General features: G+C 40.8%; 18 protein-coding genes and 4 pseudogenes. 6 read left to right on the plus strand and 16 right to left on the minus strand.

From position 1 onward, the window contains the following. Positions 1 to 13: 13 nt before the first annotated feature. On the minus strand, positions 14 to 2,464 hold the full coding sequence (locus MTCD1_RS03515) for a cation:proton antiporter (RefSeq protein WP_057179332.1): 2,451 nt from the start codon (positions 2,462 to 2,464) through the stop codon (positions 14 to 16). A 187-nt stretch (positions 2,465 to 2,651) separates the two neighbouring features. Between MTCD1_RS03515 and MTCD1_RS03520 the strand changes: the two genes are divergently transcribed. After that, positions 2,652 to 3,137, plus strand: a complete 486-nt coding sequence (locus MTCD1_RS03520; RefSeq protein ID WP_057179333.1) for a hypothetical protein — start codon at positions 2,652 to 2,654, stop codon at positions 3,135 to 3,137. Positions 3,138 to 3,198: 61 nt separating this feature from the next. Beyond that, positions 3,199 to 3,444 (plus strand): helix-turn-helix transcriptional regulator, encoded by a 246-nt coding sequence (locus tag MTCD1_RS03525; protein ID WP_057179334.1) that lies wholly within the window; start codon positions 3,199 to 3,201, stop codon positions 3,442 to 3,444. Positions 3,445 to 3,513: 69 nt separating this feature from the next. Here MTCD1_RS03525 and MTCD1_RS03530 read toward each other — a convergent pair whose 3' ends face one another. The 3 genes and pseudogenes from MTCD1_RS03530 to MTCD1_RS03540 all read right to left on the minus strand — a co-directional run bounded on the left by MTCD1_RS03530 (position 3,514) and on the right by MTCD1_RS03540 (position 5,481). Beyond that, positions 3,514 to 3,912 (minus strand): FixG Ig-like domain-containing protein, encoded by a 399-nt coding sequence (locus MTCD1_RS03530; protein ID WP_082606380.1) that lies wholly within the window; start codon positions 3,910 to 3,912, stop codon positions 3,514 to 3,516. Beyond that, positions 3,912 to 4,458: pseudogene (locus tag MTCD1_RS22380) on the minus strand (sigma 54-interacting transcriptional regulator); the annotation flags it as partial. The pseudogene MTCD1_RS22380 and the gene MTCD1_RS03530, both read right to left, overlap by 1 nt. A gap of 48 nt (positions 4,459 to 4,506) precedes the next feature. After that, entirely contained in the window at positions 4,507 to 5,481 is a 975-nt protein-coding gene (locus tag MTCD1_RS03540) for a methylenetetrahydrofolate reductase (RefSeq protein WP_057179337.1), read from the minus strand. 251 nt (positions 5,482 to 5,732) lie between these two features. Between MTCD1_RS03540 and MTCD1_RS03545 the strand changes: the two genes are divergently transcribed. Beyond that, entirely contained in the window at positions 5,733 to 6,092 is a 360-nt protein-coding gene (locus MTCD1_RS03545; RefSeq protein WP_057179338.1) for a hypothetical protein, read from the plus strand. A 181-nt stretch (positions 6,093 to 6,273) separates the two neighbouring features. On the opposite strand, the gene MTCD1_RS03550 is transcribed toward MTCD1_RS03545, so the two are convergent. From MTCD1_RS03550 to MTCD1_RS23275, 9 genes and pseudogenes are all read right to left on the minus strand, one after another. Beyond that, a complete protein-coding gene (locus MTCD1_RS03550) occupies positions 6,274 to 8,526 on the minus strand; it encodes a xanthine dehydrogenase family protein molybdopterin-binding subunit (RefSeq protein WP_057179339.1) in 2,253 nt (750 codons plus the stop codon). A 2-nt stretch (positions 8,527 to 8,528) separates the two neighbouring features. Then, entirely contained in the window at positions 8,529 to 9,029 is a 501-nt protein-coding gene (locus tag MTCD1_RS03555; protein WP_057179340.1) for a (2Fe-2S)-binding protein, read from the minus strand. 23 nt (positions 9,030 to 9,052) lie between these two features. Further along, positions 9,053 to 9,715 carry a nucleotidyltransferase family protein gene (locus tag MTCD1_RS03560; protein WP_057179341.1) on the minus strand — a complete coding sequence of 221 codons (663 nt, stop codon included), beginning with the start codon at positions 9,713 to 9,715 and terminating at the stop codon, positions 9,053 to 9,055. Continuing rightward, complete coding sequence (locus tag MTCD1_RS03565) at positions 9,705 to 10,748, minus strand: XdhC family protein (protein WP_057179342.1); 1,044 nt, start codon at positions 10,746 to 10,748, stop codon at positions 9,705 to 9,707. The genes MTCD1_RS03560 and MTCD1_RS03565 overlap by 11 nt, the downstream gene beginning before the upstream one ends. A gap of 108 nt (positions 10,749 to 10,856) precedes the next feature. Next, positions 10,857 to 13,940: a PqiB family protein gene (locus MTCD1_RS03570; protein WP_057179343.1), complete on the minus strand. Its 3,084-nt coding sequence runs from the start codon at positions 13,938 to 13,940 to the stop codon at positions 10,857 to 10,859. A gap of 2 nt (positions 13,941 to 13,942) precedes the next feature. Then, positions 13,943 to 14,629 carry a paraquat-inducible protein A gene (locus tag MTCD1_RS03575; RefSeq protein ID WP_057179344.1) on the minus strand — a complete coding sequence of 229 codons (687 nt, stop codon included), beginning with the start codon at positions 14,627 to 14,629 and terminating at the stop codon, positions 13,943 to 13,945. Next, positions 14,616 to 15,263: a paraquat-inducible protein A gene (locus MTCD1_RS03580; protein ID WP_057179345.1), complete on the minus strand. Its 648-nt coding sequence runs from the start codon at positions 15,261 to 15,263 to the stop codon at positions 14,616 to 14,618. The genes MTCD1_RS03575 and MTCD1_RS03580 overlap by 14 nt, the downstream gene beginning before the upstream one ends. A gap of 132 nt (positions 15,264 to 15,395) precedes the next feature. After that, positions 15,396 to 15,938 carry a c-type cytochrome gene (locus tag MTCD1_RS23270; protein ID WP_438819274.1) on the minus strand — a complete coding sequence of 181 codons (543 nt, stop codon included), beginning with the start codon at positions 15,936 to 15,938 and terminating at the stop codon, positions 15,396 to 15,398. 144 nt (positions 15,939 to 16,082) lie between these two features. Further along, positions 16,083 to 16,352 (minus strand): annotated as a pseudogene (locus tag MTCD1_RS23275) (c-type cytochrome); the annotation flags it as partial. 244 nt (positions 16,353 to 16,596) lie between these two features. Between MTCD1_RS23275 and yihA the strand changes: the two are divergent. Next, positions 16,597 to 17,283 (plus strand): ribosome biogenesis GTP-binding protein YihA/YsxC, encoded by a 687-nt coding sequence (gene yihA, locus MTCD1_RS03590; protein WP_057179361.1) that lies wholly within the window; start codon positions 16,597 to 16,599, stop codon positions 17,281 to 17,283. A 104-nt stretch (positions 17,284 to 17,387) separates the two neighbouring features. Here yihA and MTCD1_RS03595 read toward each other — a convergent pair whose 3' ends face one another. Then, positions 17,388 to 19,193, minus strand: coding sequence for an ABC transporter ATP-binding protein/permease (locus tag MTCD1_RS03595; RefSeq protein WP_057179347.1), 1,806 nt, complete (start codon positions 19,191 to 19,193; stop codon positions 17,388 to 17,390). A 1,162-nt stretch (positions 19,194 to 20,355) separates the two neighbouring features. Between MTCD1_RS03595 and MTCD1_RS21455 the strand changes: the two genes are divergently transcribed. Continuing rightward, positions 20,356 to 20,691, plus strand: coding sequence for a helix-turn-helix domain-containing protein (locus MTCD1_RS21455; protein ID WP_197410232.1), 336 nt, complete (start codon positions 20,356 to 20,358; stop codon positions 20,689 to 20,691). After that, positions 20,688 to 21,962 (plus strand): HipA domain-containing protein, encoded by a 1,275-nt coding sequence (locus tag MTCD1_RS03605; RefSeq protein WP_057179348.1) that lies wholly within the window; start codon positions 20,688 to 20,690, stop codon positions 21,960 to 21,962. The genes MTCD1_RS21455 and MTCD1_RS03605 overlap by 4 nt, the downstream gene beginning before the upstream one ends. A 44-nt stretch (positions 21,963 to 22,006) precedes the next feature. On the opposite strand, the pseudogene MTCD1_RS03610 reads toward MTCD1_RS03605, so the two are convergent. Both MTCD1_RS03610 and MTCD1_RS03615 read right to left on the minus strand, forming a co-directional pair. Next, positions 22,007 to 22,286: pseudogene (locus tag MTCD1_RS03610) on the minus strand (IS66 family transposase); the annotation flags it as partial. A gap of 391 nt (positions 22,287 to 22,677) precedes the next feature. After that, positions 22,678 to 23,153: pseudogene (locus tag MTCD1_RS03615) on the minus strand (transposase); the annotation flags it as partial.

Here is a 23,153-nt window from a genome sequence, read left to right on the forward strand (position 1 = left end):
TGTGTGGGGTAATTTATTGCATCATTTTACCAATAGCTTGTGATAATTCAGGCTCAGTGGCTAAGATAGGTTTTATTTTTTCACCAGGCAACCAAATAATATCCACCAAGGAAGTCGCTTTAATAGTATCAGCAGAAAAGCCAGAGAGTAACGATATCGCACTCACTGTTTCGCCCATACCTAAGACACTGGTAATTGTTTTGCCATCTTGTTCTCGTACTAGTTCCACTGTACCTCGCGTGATAATGCCTAAGGCACAAAAGGCCTTGCCAGCCTTGGTTATTTCTTCATTGGAGTTATAAATACTGTGCTGCATTATGGCGTTAACTTTATCTTGCGTGCTTTTGGGCAGTTTTTGTAACCAAGCGAGCTGTTTGATTAACTGCTCGCCAGAAATTGAGCTTTCAATATTGGTCGCTTTATTGAGTGCCGCCATGCGTTTTTCCACCGCCATTATCATGCGCTCTGCTTCGGGTTTATCAAGTACCGCTTGTTTTAGTTGCTGCGTTATAACCGCTCGCTCGCGATACAATAGCAATCGACAAGCAGAGTAAGTTTCTAAGCTATGGATGATCTCTGGAAAGGCTTCGCGCAAACTGGTGATATAACACATTGTCGTTTTTTTGTTATCTTCGACCATAACATGTACATCTTCAGCGGCTATATCGTTGGGCGCTAACTCATCAATATGTGATTTAAGTTCACTTTGAGCCTGAATAAAGCCCCGGGCAACCTCATAACTTAATGACAAACGATTAAAGCTAAGTTTTAGGGCGAATTTTTTCATTGTTTTAATATTTTTTAAAGCATTTAACAGTGGCGGTGTTTGCCATAAACTTTCTAGTTCAGTACGTGGTGCTATGGTGGGTGTGCCATCAAGGGCATGTTCAACCGAGGCTACGAGTTTGTTGGTCGCCCCTTCCCCCAAGGTGCCTTGTTCAAACTGAGTCCAATAATGTTTACGTTCAGTTTCGAGCAAACGTCGCTGGTAGGCAGTGATTAACTCTTTCTCACTGATTTTATCTACTTGGGTTTGGATGCTGACCGCATGAATACCGGAAATTTTTTTAACTTGTGGCCAATTGGCGCCTTTTAAAAACTCATCGGCCATCATCTCGGGTAAGATAGCCGATAGGGTTTTATTTATTTCGCCACTGGCTTTATCTACTGTGGCTTGTTTTGCTTCGGGTAAACGATTAAGGGCTAACTTTTTAAGTAGCCAACCCATGCTGCCACCATTAATTAACATGGTTAGTACGACAATGCCGGCGCATAAAAACAGGATCTGATCACCTATTTCTCTAGGTATGAGTTCATTTTGTGCCACGGTTAGTGCCAAAGCTAATGATACCGCACCGCGTAAGCCGCCCCAAACTAACACAATGGCTTTTTCTCGGGTGATACCTATGCCAATACGTTTAAGTAATGGCATAAATAGCGCCACCGAAAGACTACGAATAACTTGTACACTAATATATAAAATCAGCAAAGCAAACCACATTTGGCTATTATCTAGTTGCACTCTACCGGCGATGAGGGTGCCCACCAGTAAGAAGATAATAGTATTGGCAATATGAGCCATCATCTCCCAAAAGTGATGTAAAAAACCACTGACCTCAGGAGAAATTTTAGTGCGGCCTAAGCTGGCAAACATTAACGCCAATACCACCACAGCGACTACACCGGAAACATGTAACGCTTCGGCGACCATAAAGGCCAGGTAAGAAACCACGATAGATAGCGTGATTTCAATCATGGGGTCGTTGAATATTCGGCCAATCCAATGAATGACAATAAGACCAAAGAAAGCGCCGATAAAGCCGCCAATAAATACTACCCGTAAAAAATCCCAAGCAATGAATAGTGGATTTATGTTTACTTCACTCGGGCTGACCACCATAGACAGAAATAGCATAAAAAAAACTATCGCGGTGCCATCGTTAAATAATGACTCACCTTCAATCAAGGTCTCCAGTCGTTTACGCGAGCTTAATTCTCTCAGTAACGCCACCACAGCCACGGGGTCGGTAGCACTAATGAGGGCGCCAAACATAAAACATAAGGGCCAACTCCAATCCCAAGGAAAAGCATATTTTGCCAGTACGGCGGTTAACAGGGTTGCTACCATCAAACCTGGCACCGCTAGTAGTGCTATTTGGGAAAAAATACGGCGAAATAAATGCACCTCCATGGCGAAGGCACTTTCAAAAATTAGGATAGGTAGGAACAACCACAGGATTAAATGTGGATCGACTTCGGCGATCATCAGCACAGTTTGCTCCATTAACGGTATATATTGCGCGAAGATGCCACTACGTTGGAGCAAACCGAGCGCTAAGCCAATAACCAATAGCGCCACTGAATAGGGAATGGGGGTGTTTTTTAGGACATCACGGGTGATAGCACCAATTATTAGCGATAGCACCACAAATACCAGTACTAAAATGCCGGTATCAAAATGCATAATCCTTACCTAGTTGTTACGGGCGGATTCACTAAGTATAGTAAAAATTAGTGTAAAACCTGATTGAGCGACTTACTAAGTAGTGTTAACTTAACATAATGCAATGTTAATAATATTTGACATTATGTTTGTTTAAACTTACTCTGTGTTAAGTTTACTTAACATTGTAAAGGTAGGAAGGTTAGCTATGATTTTTAAAAATAGTAATTTTAGTGAGCAAACCGCATGGATTAGTGTGACTTTTACCCTATTCATCGCCTGGTATTATGCCAATGGTATCACTCAGCTTGAGGGAAACTTTGCCAGCCATGCCGAACAAATAGTTGCCTTATGGGCGAGCACAATAATCGCCAGTATCATTTTTGTTATCATTGCTTTTACCATTTTAGCTGTTATTAGCAAGGTGAATGGTGACGGTGAAGACATCTCTTTGATTGATGAAAGAGACGAAGTGATTGAAGCTAGAGCGACTAGATGGGCTTACTATAACTTGAGTACTTGCATCATTATTTTGTTTGTCCATATATTTTGCCAAGGCGTTATTACTAATTACCCCTTTTTCACTAACGTCCCTCCCATCGACTTTCTCATTCACGGCTTAATGTTTTCAGGCCTATTGGTTGAGTTTGTTTTACGGGCGACACAAATTTATCGGTACCGCAAAGCTGCTTAGCAGAAGAGTTAATGTGCCTAGTACAGGTAAACAGTAAAGGTAAATAGTAAAGGTGAAAAACATGAGTAAAAAAGCGAAAGGCGTTATTAGTAATCAGCTAAGAAAAAAGCGTTTTGAAAAAGATGAGATGACTCAACAACAATTAGCTAAAGCCATAGGGGTAACCCGTCAAACGATTGCGGCTATCGAGGCTGGCAAGTACTCACCGTCATTAGAAGTAGCATTTTGTCTAAGCGATATATTTGCCAGCCCTCTTGATGAGTTATTCCAGTGGCAAGCCAATGACAGTGACACTAGCAAAGTGTAAGTGAATGAAATTAGCCTATCATCTTAAATTAATGTAATCAATTCTCATTTGCTTTGGCTTGGGTGTGAGTTAGTTGCGAAAAAAGACGCTACTTTTTTGCAAGACAATGTCTGCTTGCTCGATAGCCTGAATAATAAAGTTAAAACGAGTTATCTTTTGCGGCAACTTATCGCCATCAATAGCCAGGGTGATAGGGAACTCTGGCATAATACCAGCGCCAATAAGTACTTTTTTATCAAGCTTTACTGCTGTCCCCGCTAAATTATCGACATTAATAGTAAAGTGCAGTGGCAGCTGACTTTTATTTAAAATTTTTAAAGTGAAAGTGTTTTCGACCACACCGGCAAAATTAACGCGGTACAAAGCCGTTCTATCACGAATAACATTGGCTTCTAGGGGAATTCGGCTATCTATTGCCCAGACCAGTAAGGCAGTAAAAATTATGCTTAAGCTGGCGTAAGAGACCAGTTTACTTTTACTAGGGGGGAGTTATGGCGTTGACTGAGTTGGTGTACATTACGGGCGACTACTTCTTTACCTGTGCCATTTTCTCCGAGAATTAATACCGTACTGTCGGTTTTTTCGACTAAATTTATTTGTTTGAGCATAGCTCGAAATGGTTTACTGTTACCCTCTAAGCCCGAGCCACTCGAGCTTTCATTAATTTCATCTTGCAGCTTCTCGGTAAGATCTTTTACTTTTTTCAATGCCGCTCTGAGATTGTCATCCGCTAGCTTTTGTTGGCTAACATCTCGAAAAACAGCTACCGTCTTTACGCCAAAATACTTCATTGGTAATTTTACGCTCAATACCGTCATGCATAGTTTGGGAAATATGGCATTCTTCTTTAGGGTAGTGCTCACCATTGGCATGACTATGGTGATGATATTCATGAATGTTCTTACCGAGTAACTCTGCTGATTGCCAACCGGTCATTTTCTCAGCGGCGGGGTTAACAAACAAGGCTATCGCTGAAGCGCTTAAGGACAATGAATAGCTTAAATAACTCATCATAACGATGAGTTATTTTGGAAAAATAGCGGGGTGTTATATATTTATTATTTATTTATTTAAAGCCGCCAATTCTTTTTTCGCTAAAAAATTGTCCATTTTTGAACGTAATAACTTATATAACAAAATTGAGCCGTCTATTTCTTCTTTACGATTAGTTAAGCTCTCAATATTTAAACCTAAAGGTAAGTCATAAGGGATGACGGCATCTAAAATTTGCTGCAAGCTATTGACACAAATACGAATTGATTCATACAAAGGGTTTTTGGCATTAAGAATACGTAAACTGGTCGCCTCGGGAACATTGACGCCTAACCAGTCAATAAATTCTAAGGTCTTTTCACTACCACAGGGGGAGAATGTTAAGATCAAGCGTTGTGGTTTTAAGCCTTGTTTTTGGCATTCAATGGCATAACGGGTAAGCAAGTCTATGGTTGCTTGTGGGTTGTATATGGCTTGAGAAATAAAGAAACTACAGCCTTGTTGGTGTTTGGAAATTAAGCGCTGATGTTCATCTTTCTTATTAGCATGGCGCTCAGCAATAGTAACACCACCAATGAAAAAATCATGGGGGTTATCGACTAACGTTTGATATGCACTAGCCAAAGATAAGGAAACTTTATTATCCTTTGATGGGCTACCTACCAGCACTACATCTCTGACGCCATATTTCTGCCACGCCTCGTTTGCCCATTCATTAAAGTCATCACTATTGGATTGAGTCACGCTTTTATAAGTAATGACTGGACGATTAGATTTTTTATTCAATATAGAAGAATAAAGCCTAGTGTCATGGGTTGATTTGAATGGGAAAGGTCTGGGTTTACTAATACGCGAATTTTCATCTTGAATGTCATAAACAATCAGGCCATCAAAGTCGATATCACTAACACGTTCAAGTAGCTTATCGGCAATTTCAGCCACTTTATCAAGTGGGGTATCACTTTTGGGCGGTGTGGTGCCGATAAAGTAGACACCGCGATTAATATCATTATATCTGGCTTGTAGCTCTGAGTGCGTAGTCAAAATATTTCTTCTTTATTTATTTTTGGGTGTTTGGGCGTTTAGATGGCTATATGTTCGGGCAAATAGCCGCTTTTGTCAACCATTGAGTGTCTTATAAAGTGAATTTTATGCATTTTTATTATTTGGGCGGTTTTCTTTGGGCAGAAAAAAGCGAGTGCTGTATCGCGCACTCGCTGTTACTTACTTAATAACCTTGGCTCAGCTAGGCCAAGGTTATTAATGAAACCCTGTATGAATACCACTCAGGTGGTATGGTACTAGCGGGTGAGCCAAGCGATATTTTTTGGCAATGGCGTGGCCTTCTTGATAGTAAAGATCGTAATGAAAAAGATGCAAAAACGCGCCAGTTAAGCGTGATTATGGCGCAGCGTAGCGATGTTTTAATAAAGTTAATCCCTGAAAATAAAGGTTACTCTTTTACAGAGCTGGTTGCCGGGGGTAGTCGTTTTTTTAGCAAGGCGAAGCATGAAATGCCTTTACAACAACCCAGAGCTATTAATGCCTGGTTGCAAGTATTGGCGAGCGGGATTATGGGCTTTGTTTTAGAGCGTAAGTTATTCAAGTTAAGTAATACCAATTTCATTAAATTATTGCCCACTTGTGCTGGTTAAAATACTCCAAGGCGGCGTTGCTCTCAATCCCAATAGCCCGCTATTGGTCAATTGAGCGCCTTGCCCTGATTTATTTTCCCTACACACAACAAAATCACAAACTTAATGAAAATGGTATAAGTAATTATTTAATTGATAAAATAAATGGCGCTAACAGCATTTGTGTTAACACGATTTTTTCCTAAACGCTAAAGACTTTATTCACCGGTAAATCCCTAATGCGCACTTTACTGGCATGATAAATAGCGTTAGTAATGCTCGGCGCTATCGGTGGCACACCAGGCTCACCAATACCACCCGGCGGTGCGTCAGATTCAACAATATGCACATGCATTTCCGGTACTTGGCCAATACGTGCTACCGGGTAATCATGAAAATTACTTTGCTCAACACGGCCGTCTTTTATTGAGATCTCATTCATCAAAGCAATGGATAAACCAAATACCATGGCGCCTTCCATTTGCGCTTTCACCCTATCAGGGGTAATGACAATGCCACAATCTACCGCGGTATGCATTTCAAGTACGGTGACTTTATTGTTAACAACTGAAACTTTCGTTGCTGCGGCCACAAAAGAGCCAAAGCTACGTAAAAAGCTGATGCCCCAACCTTGGTTTTCCGGTAGTGCTTGTTCAATATTGGCCTTATCACTAACTAAGTTGATTAGGTCTTTCATCCGCTTGGTATCAATTGGATGAGCAGTTAAGTCTAAATCATAATTAGCGTAGTTGAAGCCATTTTTATTAGGGTCGACATGGCGATCGATACCGAGTAAATTTAGCCACATCTGCCTAGTGGATAACTTTGCTTTTACCGCGAGTTCATCGACAAAAGAGCCCAGTGCAAAGCCGTTATTAATACAAGCAACTGAGCGTACCCAACCCGGTCTGACAAAAGAGTCGACCGCATGTTTTTCGATGCTTAAATTGTTCAAGGCAAAGGGAATATCACCAAAGCCAAGGGCCAGTTGGCTATCACTGGGAACTTTAGCTTCGGCATTCCATAACCAGCCAATAGGTGGGTAGGCATTACGACTTATCCAATGATCAGCACTGCCATTAGTGGTTAGTTCCGCTTTGCAGTAATTGGCTGAGATTGAATGATAATAGCCATGCTGAATATCATCTTCACGACTCCAAATTACTTTTACCGGCCGTTTACTGGCCTTCGCTAATTCAACCGCTTCCACAATAAAGTCAGCCTTAGATTTACGACCAAAAGCGCCGCCCATTAGTGTGACATTAAGCTCAATATTGTCGTGCTCATCCTCGCTTAGTCCTAACTCACGGGCAACAGTACTCTTAGCCCACTGTGGATTTTGTGTGCCGGCCCAAATAGTACATTTATTACCGTTAACAATGGCGGTAGCGGCAGGTGTTTCCATTGGCGCATGGTGTATGTAAGGCACAGTATAAGTCGCCTCTAAGGTGTTTTTGTCATTATATTTATGGCTATAAACATTGCCTTTACTGGCAACGGTTTCACCTTGTTGATGCACTTGTTTAACCAGCTGTTTACTAAATTCACTGCTGTTGTGGCTTTGCTTATCACCATGTTGCCATTTTATTTTTAACTTTTTACGACCTTCAAGGGCAGCCCAAGTATTGTTGGCTAATACCGCGACACCACCTAAGGGATTAATAGCCACCGGGATACTTCGCGGCTTAAGGGCGATAACATCAACCACGCCGGTTACTTTTAAGGCTTCGCTGGCGTCAAAAGAGATAACTTTACCGCCAACGACTGGCGGTCTGACAATCGTAGCAATAAGCATATTAGGCAGTTGCATATCTTGGGCGTATTGCGCTTTACCAGCAACAATATCGTCTAAGTCGGTTAATTTGACGTCTTTACCAATGAGTGAAAAATCACGATTGGCTTTTAACTTAATGGTTTTGCTATCCGGCGGGGTGAGTTTGGCGGCGTGACTGGCAAGTTCACCAAAGCTAATTTTTTCACCGGTAGCGTTATGAACAACAAAATGCTGTTGCGCTTTAACGGCGCTGCGTTGTACTTGCCAAATATTAGCGGCAGCTTGCTCTAACATTTCACGAGCGACTGCGCCTATTTGACGAATACTGGTGAAATGATTACGAATAGACGCTGAGCCTGCGGTACCTTGCGAGCCGTATTTTGCATCGGCTTTAGCTTGTACCACAATCACTTTTTGCCAATCAGCTTCTAGCTCTTCGGCAATAATTTGCGGCACACTGGTGCGAATGCCTTGGCCCATTTCACTGCGATGACAAACTAAGGTCACCATAGAGTCGCTGGCAATACTGACAAAGAAATTTAATTCATGACTGAGTGTGCTGCTCGAGGATTTGGTTTGTGCGCTAGCCAGGGGTAAGTTAATACCTAAAACAAAGGCACCAGTTGAAATACCGGCAACTTTTAAGAAGCCACGACGACTGACATTTTTAATAGAGTTCATGGTTATGCTCCTTGCTTTTTGTTAGCAAACTGACGGGCGGAAGAGTGAGTCGCCGCTGACTTTATTGCCGCTTTAATGCGTTTATAGGTGCCACAGCGACAAATGTTACCTTGCATGTGTGCAATGATTTGCTCATCGGTTGGCTGAGGAATATCTTGCAATAACGCCGCAGCACTCATCATTTGGCCACTTTGACAATATCCACACTGGGGTACTTTGAATTCGCGCCAAGCAACTTGTACGGCACTTTCACCTAAGTTACCGTTTTTATCGGCTAAGCCTTCAATAGTGGTAATTTCTTGCTCAGCAATAGCCGATACCGGGGTCACACAAGATCGAATAGCTTTACCATTAACGTGCACGGTGCAAGCGCCACATTGTCCAGCACCGCAACCAAACTTGGTGCCGGTGAGTTTTAGCTCATCACGCAGGACGTAAAGTAGTGGCATTTGTGGATCAACATCAAGCTCAATAGGCTTTTTGTTTAGGGTTATTTTGATCATACTGGCTCCAGGTTTTTACAGTGTTAAGATGTTGTTTCACTTAAGTTATTCTCTGCTTGAGCGTTTTGTAAGTATTGTCTGACTTGCTCTAAATCAGCCAAGGTATCAATATCGAATTTTGCCTCTGCACAAGTGATGGCATCAAATTTATTGGCATGTTGTTGTAATAATTTACCTGCGCCCTTATCTCCTTGCAGTTTTAGCAGTTGCGGAAAGTATTTTTCCGGGAAAATAGCAGGTGCCATTAATTGTTCATCGCATCGGGTGGCAATAATTTTATTAGGTTGGGCTTTGCTGGCGTTAAGTAACGCTTGATAATGCTCAGTGGTGACTAATGCTTGATCCGCCAGCGCAATTAACACATGACTACTATGAGCTTTAATCGAGTGCACTGATTCTGCTAGGGTATGACCCATGCCCTGTGACCAATGTTGACTGGCAATGACTGAAACCTCCGCGGGTAATCTGGACTTTATTACATTTTTATTTGCCCCTAAGGTGACATATAAAATGTTAACGCCAGCATGCTCAAGTAAAGGTTGTAATTTTTCAATGCTATAGGTAATTAGTGGCTTACCATCAATTTGAGCAAGCTGTTTAATGCTCCCGCAGCCTACTTGATTAGGAACTGATTGTTGAAAGCGTAGGCCTTTTCCTGCTGCTAATAAAATTATATTAACTTGCATGCTTAACTACTTTCGTGATGCTGCTGATGTTGTTAGTGCTTAACTGACTATGGAAGTAACCCAAAGACTTGCCAGAAGCGTTTTCTATACTGGCATGTGCTTGCGATAAGATGGCTAGCGCAATGGACTCGGGTAGCTCACCACCAAGATCAAACCCCATAGGACTGGCTAACTTATTAGCAAAGTCAGTTGAGTTTAATCCTGCTTTTTCCAGTACTTGTTCTGTGCGATGCTGAGGACCTAATAAGCCCAAGTAACTAGCTGAGGCAAGATTAGCTTGGCTTGCAACCAATTGTAAGGCGTGAGCATCGAGGCAAACGTTGTGGTGCATAATCACCACAGCATCGGCTTTGGGTAACAACAGGTTTTGCGCTAGGCTAGCATAATCTTGATTGATGAGTAGATCCGCCTTGCTAAAATAGGCAGCTCTAGCATAAGCGGTTCTACTATCGACTAAACAAATAAACCAACCTAGGGTATGTGCTATGTCAACCAGGGGCTGAGCATCTAAGCCACCACCAAAAATAACCAAGGCAGGTGCTGGTTTAATGGCAAGTAAAGGTTCAAGGCAGCTGACTGGTTTTGATAAAACTTGGTTCTTACTTTGGTAGGTGCTTGGGGTATTGCCGGTATCAATATGGTAAAAACAAGCGTTTCGATTATCAAGTTGGCTTTTTAAAGTGACTAAGTCGAGGTAATTATTATCGGCAGTGATAGGCTGTAGTAATACTTTCACTAAACCGCCGCAACCTATGCCTAGCTGCCAGGCAATATCACTGTCATCTTGCATATCGTAACAGACAGTAATACTGATGTTTTTATGCCAACACTTTTGCGCTTGGCGCATTAAATCTGCTTCAAGACAGCCACCGCTTAATAAACCATAGCTTTTGCCTTGGCTGTTAATAAGCATCATGGCACCAGCTTTACGATAAGAAGATCTTTGCGTTTCAATAATGCTAGCCAGTACCCACTGGCATGAGTCTTTTTCTGGCAGCCAGTTAGCTAATAATGCGGTAAGGCGATTACTCATTGGTGTTTTATTTCACTTAACTTAACAGGAGTTAAGTTAACATAAATGAGAAAGTCGCCAAATTAAACCGTTGTCGGCAATAAAAATGTAAGCAATTAAGTAATGCTTTTACTCAACTTTTGCCGCTTGTTGGTTAAGGGCTATCCTAGGCTGCCACTCCAACCAATCCTGATCAAGATCTTGATGCAAAATAAAGCTTAGTGGCAACTTGCTACTTTCATCCTCAAACTCCGGTGTTGCAAAGGCGACACCACCAGCAATCAGGGTTTCTATTGATTCAGAATCAATAGAAATGCCAGAGAAAATTCCGGCTTCAATCTTGATACCACTGGTGTTCCAAAATTGGCTTTTACCGTTCACCAGCGACGTGTAACGTTTGGCAATGTTAATAAAAACATTTACCTCATCCGCGCTAGGTGATAAATCAATACCAATCACTTTGCCGACTTTAATTTGACGATACAAAACAGGATTACCAACACGTACTGAGCCAAGACGGGTAGCGGTTAATTTTATATTTAAACCGTAAGCTAGTTGCTCAACGGTAGGTGCGAGTTCAAGTGCGGCAAACTCAAGTTGTTTAGCCTGAGATGAATGAGCGGGTAATAAACCAATAAAAGCACCCTCAAGTAAGGCGGCAATATTTTTTGAGCCGACTAAGCCAATTACTGGTTCTATTTTCCAAAACTTAGTGCCTTGTCGCGCATATTGGCTACCTAGATCATTTAATAACACCAGTGCGGTAACGCCGGCCTTATCTTCACTAAAAATCAAACGCTCAATTATGCCCATGGTTTGTTCTTGATAAACCACCTTGGTATTAACTTTTAAGCCGGAAAAATCGTTAAAATGTATGCTTATGCTTTGGCCGGCATCTTTTGCCTGCTCTTCATGTTTAAATAAGGTGAAGCTGGTCAACTCTGCAACGGGCGCACTGGTTGTTATCGAGCTAGTAAGCGCATTTTCAGGAGTATAAAAACTGATAGCGCCACGTAAAATAGCATCAAGAGATTCAGTTTTAACCACGAAGTCGCTTATGCCGCCAGAGATAGTAATACCGCTGGCATTATAAAAACGGCTGGTGCTTTGCACTAGGTCTTTATGCTCTTCATCTATGGTAATGCTGACTTTAATATTATCGGCCGCTTTATCTAGGCTGACATGGTCTACTTGACCAATGGTTATGCCGCGATAACTAATAGCACTACCCGGTGTCGCCACATTGGCGTGATCAGTGGTTAAGGTAAGCTGTAAACCTGGGGCGCTGGCTAATTTTATCGGTGGTTTGTTAAACAAGGTGAACTGCGTTTGTTTTGCACCTTGGCCAAGGTTAAAAGTGATGTAGCTACCGCCGAATAATGCCTCGGTATCGCTAGCACCAGAAAGGCTTAAGCTGGGTTTAACTAAATAAAACTGGGTATCTGTTGTTAATATATACTGATATTTAGCTAATAAGCCTACTTGCAGCTGCTGGTATTCACCGAGGATATTAATGTGGTGAATTGCGCCGATTTCAACACCACGATATAAAACTCGGGTATTGGTGGTGATTTTTTCACTTAGCGCGATACTTAGCGTGAAAGCAATATTTTGTGCAGCCAGTTTTTCATTGGCATAGAGGGTAAAACTATCACCATTATCAACAGCATTTTTCGGCTTAACCTGACTGCCATCCGTATTAGTAAAGGCAATACCACCGGTTAAGATAGTTTGTAATGACTGCGCTTGAATATCAATGCCCAGTAAACTTGCCGAGATTTTAATGCCGGAATTATTGTAAAAACGACTGCTGTTATTCACATAATGACTAAATTCTTTTTGCAGATGTATATGTATTAAATGCTGTTCAGGGGCCGTAGTTTCAATGGCTTGTATGTTACCAACTACTTGTTGCTTGTAATAAACATTGCTACCGACCTGTAAAGAACGGCGATCATTGCTTTTTAGTATTAAGTGCAAACCCGGTTCACTATATTTATAAGGCGGTTTACTATTAAAAACTTTAAATTTATTACTGGCTTTACCTGCTAATGAGGGTCTGATACTAATGTAGCTACCTGTTAATAAGGTTTTAGCGTTAGATAAGCCGGTAAGACTAATTTGTGGTGAAACAATATAAAATTGTGACTGCTCCGTTAAGTAAGGCACCACACGGGGATTCACTTTAGCGATGGCAGTAATTTTTCTCCTGACAGGGTCTATTTTACTGAATGACTCTATCACGCCTATGGTTAATCCTTGAAATAAAATGGCCGCATTGTGATCTATGCCGGAATTCCAATCTAGGATTAACTCGATTTCATGACCCATTTCCGCTGATTGAAAGTCAGCATGTAAGGGGTATTCTTGGCCATTCTTTGCTGGCGATAATTCTTCTTGGTAACTTAGGGTATCTACGGCAATGCCCCCGGCCATAATGGATGCTAAAGAATCGGTAGTGATCTTAAGGCCACCAGAGAGTGAGGCTGTAACTTGTATGCCACTGGTGTTATAAAATAGCGAGTTCTCTTTTACTAAGTGAGCAAAATCAGGCTTGATAAAAATATTGATGGCAATTTTTTTACTGCTTTCAATATAGTGATACCCTGTAACATAGCCAATAGGGATCTGTTTAAAGCTTATCGGTGAATTTTCACTAATAGAACCTAAAACGTCAGTATGTAAGATCAGGTGTAAACCCGGGGTCGACATATCTAATGTCGGGGCTTCAGCTAAGGCAATAAAGTGCTTCTGACTCGCCATGTTTTTCCGGGTATCCGGTAATATAGTAATATAGCTACCGGAAATGAGGGTATCTAAGCCCGAGACACCTTGCAGGGAAATATCGGCACTGACTAACCAAAAACGGGTGTTTTCGGTTAAATATTCGGCGAAGTCTTTCGAGATTTCCACTTCGGCAATAACACTTTGTAAGTCTGGCGAAGGCACAACTTTTTTCACCAAGCCAGTGACTAAACCTTTATAGCGTACTTCGGTTTTATTGGGCACTATACCAGAGCCATTATCAAATTCTATGGTGATAATGGTGCCTTGTTCAGCAACCACTTTTACCGTAAGCCATATGCCAAAAATTAGCGCAATAAAAGGCACAAACCAAATAATAGAAATCCCCTGACGCGGAACAACTTCTGCACGGTTATTCTTGGGTTGTTGATTATGCTCAGAGGCGGCAATATCTTTGTTATTGGTCATTGCTATCCTTTTTCTTCTGGTAAAGTGGCTGGTAGAGTGTCGGGCAAGTTTGCTGACGGTAAGTGTGCTTGTTTTGCTGTATTCTTATCCGCTGCTTTATCCCATAATAAGCGTGGATCAAAACTGTTGGCAGCAAACATGGTGAAAATCACCGTAATGGTAAAATAATTTATCGCAGGACCTGCAGCTACCGAGGTAATAAAGCCAAGCTCTACCACGGTAACCATTAAAGCAACAACAAAGACATCAAGCATTGACCAAGGGCCTAAAAACTCAAGTATATGGTAAATTTTACTATGTCTATTTGGTTTTAAACGGATCCCTGTATGTGCTTTATAAACTAACACAAATAAACCAATAATTTTTATTAGCGGCACTATGATACTGGCGGTAAATATTATAATCGCTATCGGGTATAAACCCAGATCAATAAATTCGCCTATGCCTGACAAAATGTTGGCTTCACTAGGAATACCAAATTGATAGACAATCATTATCGGATAAAGGTTAGCCGGAATAAAAGCTAATAGGGCGGCAACATTCCAAGCCAAGGTGTATTGTAAACTGTTGCGCTTACGTTGGTAAAACATACCATGACAGCGACTACACTGCTGAGGTTCGGCTTGTAAACTATTTAACTTATGGCATTTAGGACATAAGGATAAACCATTGCTTTTAGCTGTGTTCATTAGCACAGTTCCTTGGAAAAGCCCGCTCTAACTTATCCCAAATATAGTCTTGGTCGAGTGCTGCAGCAGACATAGTGGAGCAAATTAACCAGAAAACAAAAGCAAATAAACCCAGATTTATCGATAGTTCAGTATCATCAATTAATTTATACATAGAAACGACGATACCTAGCATAAAAACATTGAGCATAGCCCAGTTATCAAGATGATGATAAGCACGGAAAAAATTCAATAAAGATGGCTTTAGTTTATTAAATTTAAAGCAGTAGGAAATATAAAGTGCACCCGCTAGACGGACAATGGGCACGGCAATAGCAAAGAGAAATACTAAGCAAGCAATCATAAAAAAGCCACGATCAATCAATACCAAAATACAATCAAATAATGAGGCTTGATGAAATTGTCCTGCCAAGGTAATACCCATGAGCGGTAACAAAATTGCCGGTAACATTAACATTAAACCAGCAAGAGACCAGTGAAAGCTACGTTCAATGGAATCAACCTTACGTTCTATTAAGGTACTGCCGCAATGATTACATTTGGCTATTTGTCCTTGTTTTAATTGCGGCTTGTCATAAAGTGCATCACATTGTTGGCAAGCGACAAAGAAAGCTGGGTTTATTTTGTGGTCCATTTAATTGCTAGTTGTCCATTCACTTGCTCGCTGGCTATTTAATTGTCAGTTATGAAAAAGTACCATGAAAAAAAAAGCAGCGATAAACGCTGCTTTTTTTAGAAACTGGCTAATGAAGCAACCAAGCCATTATTATTTTAATGACGTGATGTATTGTGCAACAGCTTCAATATCAGCATCTGATAATTTAATGGCGATGTTACGCATAATGCCATTGTTATCATTACTACGGCTGGCGTCACGGAAGCTAGCAAGTTGCTTTTTCAAGTAATCTTTACTTTGGCCGGTAATGCTTGGAAAACCAGCTTGTTTCATACCTTTACCCGCTACACCATGACAAGCAATACAAGCGGTCACACCTTTTTTAGCATCACCGCCAAAATATAATTTATGGCCTGCTTCATTTGACTCACCAGTACCAGCATTAGTACTTTGCACCGCGAAAAATGCGGCTAAGTCGTTGATGTCTTCTTTCGATAACGCGGCAACCATACCCGCCATTACTGGGTCTTTACGAGCCCCTGATTTGAAATCAGCTAATTGTTTGGCAAGATAGTTAGCACTTTGACCGGCAAGGCTTGGGTACATAGGGGCTGGGCTGTTACCGTCAGCGCCGTGACAGGCGGCACATGCTACCGCTTTGTTTTTACCTGCTGCGACATTACCTGCGTAAATGGCTGCTGCTGGAGTAGAAGAAAGAACTTCAACATTACCTGCAACGGCTGCACTGCTTGGTGCTGTTTCTGCGCTAGAGCCTGTACTTGCTGATGCTGCAGCTTGTTCGTTGGCACTAGGTAAGCCGGAGAAGTGAGCTGCTAAATCAGCCATATCTGCATCAGATAGGTTAGCCGCCATAGGCGCCATCATGGCATCGGTACGAGCGCCTGATTTGAAATCTTTTAATTGCTTAATGATATAAGCGTCATTTTGACCGGCAAGGTTAGGAAATATTGGACTTGCACTAACGCCTGTAGGGCCATGACAGGCGCTACAAACAGCTGCTTTTTCTTTACCTGCGTTAGCATCTGCGGCTTGTGCAGCACTGACGGAACTTAAGGCTACAAGTAGCGAAAAGATAATTTTTTTCATTGAGTTGCTCTCTGCTTGTCATTAATTACCTAGCTGCTCGAATAATATAATCGCTATGTAATTAAAAAATGATAAAAAAGTATGATGGATGTGTCGGCATTTTACACGAATATTAGCACCTTGTAATAGTGGTGAGGCGAAATCCAGCAAAAAAATAGCTGTTTTCACTGATTTGTGCATTTTTTTGATAATAAAAGCGGTAAAAAAACGCTATAATGGCGAAAATTTTAAACGAGTTAAGCCCTTGTCTTCTACAAAGATACATTTAAGTAAAGCCACCTTTACCATTAGCGCTCCAGATATTCGTCGTTTACCAGCTGATTCTGGTATCGAAGTCGCCTTTGCGGGTCGCTCTAATGCCGGTAAATCAAGCGCTTTGAATACGCTAACCAATCAACGAGGTTTAGCGCGCATAAGTAAAACCCCAGGTCGAACTCAGCTGATTAACGTATTTGAAGTGGCGGAGAATCGACGCCTTATTGATTTACCTGGTTATGGTTTTGCCAAAGTGCCATTAGAAATGAAGAAAAAATGGCAAAAAGCATTAGGTGAATATCTAGAAAAACGTAAATGCTTAAAAGGTTTAGTTATTTTAATGGATATACGTCATCCGCTAAAAGACTTAGATATGGATTTAATCCAATGGGCGGCAGATAGTGAATTAGCTGTGTTAGTCTTGTTAACTAAGTGTGACAAGTTATCACAAGGTAAACGTAGTGCTGAGGTGCTTAGCGTTAAAAAAGCATTAGCGCTATTAAATGCCGATATTAGAGTACAAGCTTTCTCATCACTAAAATATACTGGCAAAGAACAAGCTGATACCATTATTTGTGATTGGCTTGAACAAGAAGCCCAAGATTATGACTTGCCTGAAGCTGGTGATTTAGACGATGAAGATGAAAATATCTTACCCGAAGATTTTCAAAATTAATAAAACCAACTCAATCGACTAATCTAAAATGAAAAAAGGAGAACGCTTTAGCGGTTCTCCTTTTTTTTTGCATAGGTGTCTCGTCCTGAATTTTTTAAGTGAAGTTAGCTTATTTTTTTAAACTGTAACTCCACTAATCGCTGATATAAGTCACACGTTTGCAATAATGATTGGTGATCACCGATATCAACTAACTGCCCTTGATCTAATACGGCAATTTTATCAGCGTGTTGTATGGTTGAAAAGCGATGAGCAATAATAATGGTAGTACGGCCACGCATTAATTCCTCTAAAGCTTGTTGCACATGATGTTCACTTTCACTATCAAGGGCACTAGTCGCTTCGTCTAATAATAAAATATCTGGGTCTTTTAATATTGCACGAGCGATAGCTATACGCTGACGTTGCCCCCCAGACAGACGTACACCGCGCTCACCTAAAAAGCTATTGTAGCCTTGTGGTAATTGACTTATAAATTCATGAGCATGGGCTTTTTTAGCCGCTGAAATCACTTCTTCATCGCTAGCATCAGGTTTGCCGTAGCGTATATTATGAAAAACATCACTGCTAAATAGTGCGGGTTGTTGCGGCACTAGTGCCATTTTTTGGCGAAGATCTTTTGGATCAAGTTGACGTATATCAATCCCGCCCAAGGTAATACGGCCAGCTTGTGGATCATAAAAGCGCTGCAGCAGTTCGAATAATGTGGTTTTTCCTGCGCCGGAGGGACCCACTAAAGCCAATACTTTTCCTTGTTCAGCAATTAAATTTAGCCCCCTGGTTGCAGATTGATCTGGCCTTGAAGGGTAATTAAAGCTCACTTCCTCAAAGGCGATTTCTGCGGAGAGTTTTTTTGCTGAGATAATATTGTCAACAGGGGGAAGAATATGGCTTTCAACTTGTAAAATCTCAATTAATCTCTCGGTCGCACCGGCGGCACGTTGTAATTCCCCTAAAACTTCTGAAATAGTTGCTAAAGAAGATGCAACTAAAATAGCATAAAATACAAAAGCGCCTAAATCACCACCGCTCATTTTACCTTGAATAACATCGCTGCCACCGACCCATAACATGCCGGTAATAGCGCCAAAAACAATAATAATAACACCGGCTATTAACGTGGCGCGTTGCTGTATGCGGCTACGGCCAATCTCAAATGACTTTTCAACTTCCACAGCAAACGCGCGTCTTTCATGCTGTTCATGGGTATAACTTTGCACTGTTTTAATATGTTCAATGGCTTCACCAGCATAGCTGCCAACATCGGCCATGGAATCTTGGCTTTTACGTGATAATTTTCTTACTTTACGGCCATAAAATAAAATAGGCACCAAAATAAACGGCACGGCTATTAAAACAATAACGGTTAATTTAATATTGGTGGCAAATAGCATTACCAAGGCGCCAATAAGCATTAATACACTGCGAATCGCCATGGAAAATGAAGAGCCAATAATACTTTGTAATAAAGTGGTGTCAGTGGTGATACGCGACATGATATCGCCGCTGCCATGGGTCTCAAAGTAGCTCGGGTGCAAGGTTATGACATGATTAAACACCGCCAAACGCATATCAGCACTCACTCGCTCACCTATCCATGAAACTAGATAAAAACGGGCAAAGGTACCGCCGGCAATTAATACTATGATGGCTAAGATAAAGAGCACCGCGTGCTGTAATTGTTCAATTGACTGTTGAGCAAAGCCCTCATCAATAAGCATTCTAACGCCTTGCCCAACGGACAACATTACCCCAGCAGTAAAAATAAGGGCGATAAAGGCCGCTAACACCTGACCATTATAGGGACGAATAAATTGCAAAAGTTCAAAGAGTATGGCTATTTTTTTATCTTGATGCTTTGGTCTTGAGTCTGTGTCTTTTAGTGCGCTGTTTGAGGAATGTTCAGACATAAGGTCCCTTAGTTTCTGCTAGTTAGATGTAAGTAACATAACTAGCTGATGAATATAGTGCCTATAGTTTACGTGGTTAGCTAACGCTGAACTAGGCAGTTGTATTTTAATATGGGGGCATTAGCGAAAAATAACGCTAACTTACCATTAAAGATGTAAGAGCAAGTTACCCCATTAAGGTGATTTTACCCGTGGTGTCGGGGAAGTTATCTATTAAAGGGCTCACCTTAGCAGGGCTTAAAAGAGCAAACAGTACTATTTGCTAATTTTAAGACATAAAAAAGCCGATGATAATATCTCCACTAATAAATAGTTAAGAATTACATCGGCATAGTTAGCTTATGGGGAAGCTACAAAAAATTATTACAATAAGTGTTCGCTTAAGAACAAGTGTACTATAGAGCAAGAACTCTATATAAGTAAAGCTATTTATAAAGTATAAGCTCTATTTTATTTGTTCTGGATGATTATTCGTGCGTTTGTACCTGTGTGGATAGACATTACTAATGAAACTTTTGGACACAAAATGAGCTTGATGTGTTTTGCACAATATTCACTAATGCCACGAGCAAGCATGACCGCATTTACCACAGAGCCGACTAAAGCAGAAATCTAGGTAAAGTCAGGTATATGATCTGAAAGCGGACTCTGGGCTACCTTAATCACTGCGCCTTGTTGCTCTGGGGTCAAAGCAATGACTTCATCACTACCAAATGTGTTTATACGATCGATAACGCCAGTAGCTAAACTATCAATAACAGATGGGTCGAGATTATGGCTTTTGGCACAGCGAGCGGCTAAGGCTCTGATTGATGTTTGTACTTTTTCACTGAGGTGTTTACGGAATTCGTACTTGATTTCATGATGGTACCTTGATTGTTTAGCGTGGGATAATTATGTCAAAAGTGGGATTATTGGCAGATAACTAAGCTGCGAACCGGTTATTTTCTTTTTGACTTTTTGAGTGGTTTTATCAAACTTATCAATAACCTTGTGAACTACTTGGAGATAAATTCACACGAACGGGTGAAAGATACTAAAATACACATGTTTTCTGATTAAATTAAGTCGATCGGCTGAATTCACTTGAACGAGTGAAAACAATTGATCTTTTTGATTGTAAGGCTATAATTCATGCATACGCGTGAAATATAGGTGGTTTATGGAAATTCAAATACAGTCGGTTAAACAGCTTGGCTCTGTCAGTAAATTGATCAGGAAAAGCCAAGGTTTTGATCAAGCGACATTGGGTGCATTTTCGAGTAATGGGATCAACTTTGTCAGTCAATTTGAAAACGGCAAGACAACGGTTGAAATAGGCCGTGTATTAGAAGTGTTGGATACGCTAGGTATAAAGTTGTCTATCGATATTCCAATACCCCATGATAATAATTTGAAACGCAGGTTATATAAATCCTTACATGACGCTGGCGTGAATGTAGAAAAGGCAACAAGTAAAGACGGTAAGAATACATTTGTAATGAGAGCGTTTCAATGACAGTTAGAAAGCTAAACGTTTATGCTAACGACAGTCTGATGGGAGTACTCTTTGATGAGAAAAATATTTGGGCTTTCCAATACGAGCTGTCATGGTTAGAAACAGAAGGTTCTTACGCGCTTTGTCCTGACATACCACTTAATGTTGAAAAGCAAATTGATGGCAGTTCAACGCGCCCTATCCAACACTTTTTTGACAACCTACTGCCCGAAGAAAATGCTCGTCAGTTGCTTGCCAATGATCTAGAAGTAAAAGATATATACGATACTTTTTTAATTTTGCAAAAATCTGGTAAAGAGTCAGCTGGTGCTTTGACGATCACTTCAGAAGATATGTTACTTCCAAAACGAACGATGGAGTTGCTTTCAAATGAAGAATTAAATGATCGGATCAAGAATCTACCAAAGTATCCTTTAAATAATAAAAAGACTAAGCGAATGTCACTTGCCGGTGCCCAACATAAAATGTTGGTGATCATGCAAGGTGATGAAATTTTCGAGCCGAATTTCTCGATGCCTTCAACTCACATTTTAAAGCCTGATCATTCAGTTCCAGAAGAATATTGGCAAACTACAATGAATGAGTGGTTTGTAATGATGTTAGCTGATGCCGTTGGTCTTGATGTGCCACCTGTTCGTATACTCTATACACCTGAACCCATTTATTTAATTGAAAGGTTTGATAGACAGGGAGAGTTTCCTAAACATGAAAGAATTCATATTATAGATGCTTGTCAATTAATGGGGGTGGGTAAAGGTGGCAAGTACACGTTATCAAACGTGGAGACCTACAAAAAGGTGATTGCTGCGTCTAGGCCAAAGGCAATAACAATAATGAGGCTTTATAAGTGGGTATTATTTAATCTGCTTATTGGTAATGGTGATGCACATCTAAAGAACTTGAGTTTTTATCAAGTGGGGAAAGGTTCAGTATTGTCACCATTTTATGATTTATTGAGTACTGTCATTTACGCAGAACCTCATAAGACATTAAACGAAAAGTTATCTATTGCCATTGGTGGTAAAGAGAGGTTTGAAGACGTTGCATATGCTGACCTTGAAGTTTTTGCTGGCGAAATTGGTTTGCCATTAAAGATCATGAAAAAAGAGACTGCTAATATGGTCGATATAATTGAACGTGAGTTTGATGCTCTCTACGATCTGGTGGTTAAAGCTCCAGTGAACGATCAAAAAGCAGGAGAACTACGTATGCTTAGAGAGATAAAGTATAGAGTATTGATACCGCTCCTAAAGAATATAGCGATCGATTAGCAAGTTACATTTAGAATGTTGAGTAAGCGTATAGGGAACGGCACCTAGCCGCGCTCAATATTCCATGGTAACAGCGGTTCAAGGTTGTTTGGTTGCTCAACAATATGTTGCAAGCATCTTGAGATATAATCATGCACGACTAGGCCATTAGCCTTAGCCGTTTCAACGAGACTATAGAGAATAGCACTCGCATGAGCGCCATTGCATGTATTTGAACAGCCATGCCTTGCGACCTATCACAAACGGTTTTGTTGCCCGCTCTGCTCGATTGTTATCAATCGATAGTCTGCCATCTTCAAGGTAGCGTTGGAATTTATCAAACTGATTTAAACTTTAGCTCAAACGTAAGCGTATAGGGATCGGCACCTAGCCGCGCTCAATATTCCACCACCAAAACACCAGACACCCACTCAAAAAACACCAGACACCCACTCAAAATAATTAATACATAAGTTCAATAAATCATCGTTTCCACCAAAACACCAAAACACCAGACACCCACTCAGAATAATAAAAACACCAGACACCCACTCAAAATAATTAATACATAAGTTCAATAAATCTGCGTTACTGATTTACATTGAGAAGTGGTTTCTTTGATTTTTATTGTGTCGAATAGAATATTAATAACAATGCACAAAAACAGAGAATTCATCAAATTAAAGGCACAACTAGCCTTAAGTGAGTAATTTATCCCGATGAGTTATATGGATTATTAAGCAAGCAACTTTTGGCAAATTGACACCGTTGCGCGTTTTTTTAAGTGCTGATGCTCACAAAAATCCGTGAGTGCTTGCGCTCTACCCACTGCGCCATGGAAACACTGCCTAAATTGTGTAGTTAACACCAACCAGTTTTCGTGACTTATGCCTAAGCGGGTTAATATTTCAGGTTGATCTTTGTCAATATAACCGCGTTTATCGGCTCGAATACAACGACCAGTTACATCAACCAATTGTATATAGTCACTTAATTCAAACGGTAAACCTGTAGGCATGTTCTTTCTTGGGTTACCGATAAAGGGCAGTAGTTGTTGGGCTTGTTGCCCTTTAATTTCGGCTTTTATCCGTCGTTGAATACTGGTGTAGTTTGATGTTTCTGGGGTTTTAGCACTCTTAGCTCTAATTGGATTTAAATCAACATAAGCCATACAAGCTATTAACGCGGCTTCATCAAGCAAGGCTTGAGATT

The organism is Colwellia marinimaniae (assembly GCF_002207865.1).
Classification (GTDB): Bacteria; Pseudomonadota; Gammaproteobacteria; order Enterobacterales; family Alteromonadaceae; genus Colwellia; species Colwellia marinimaniae.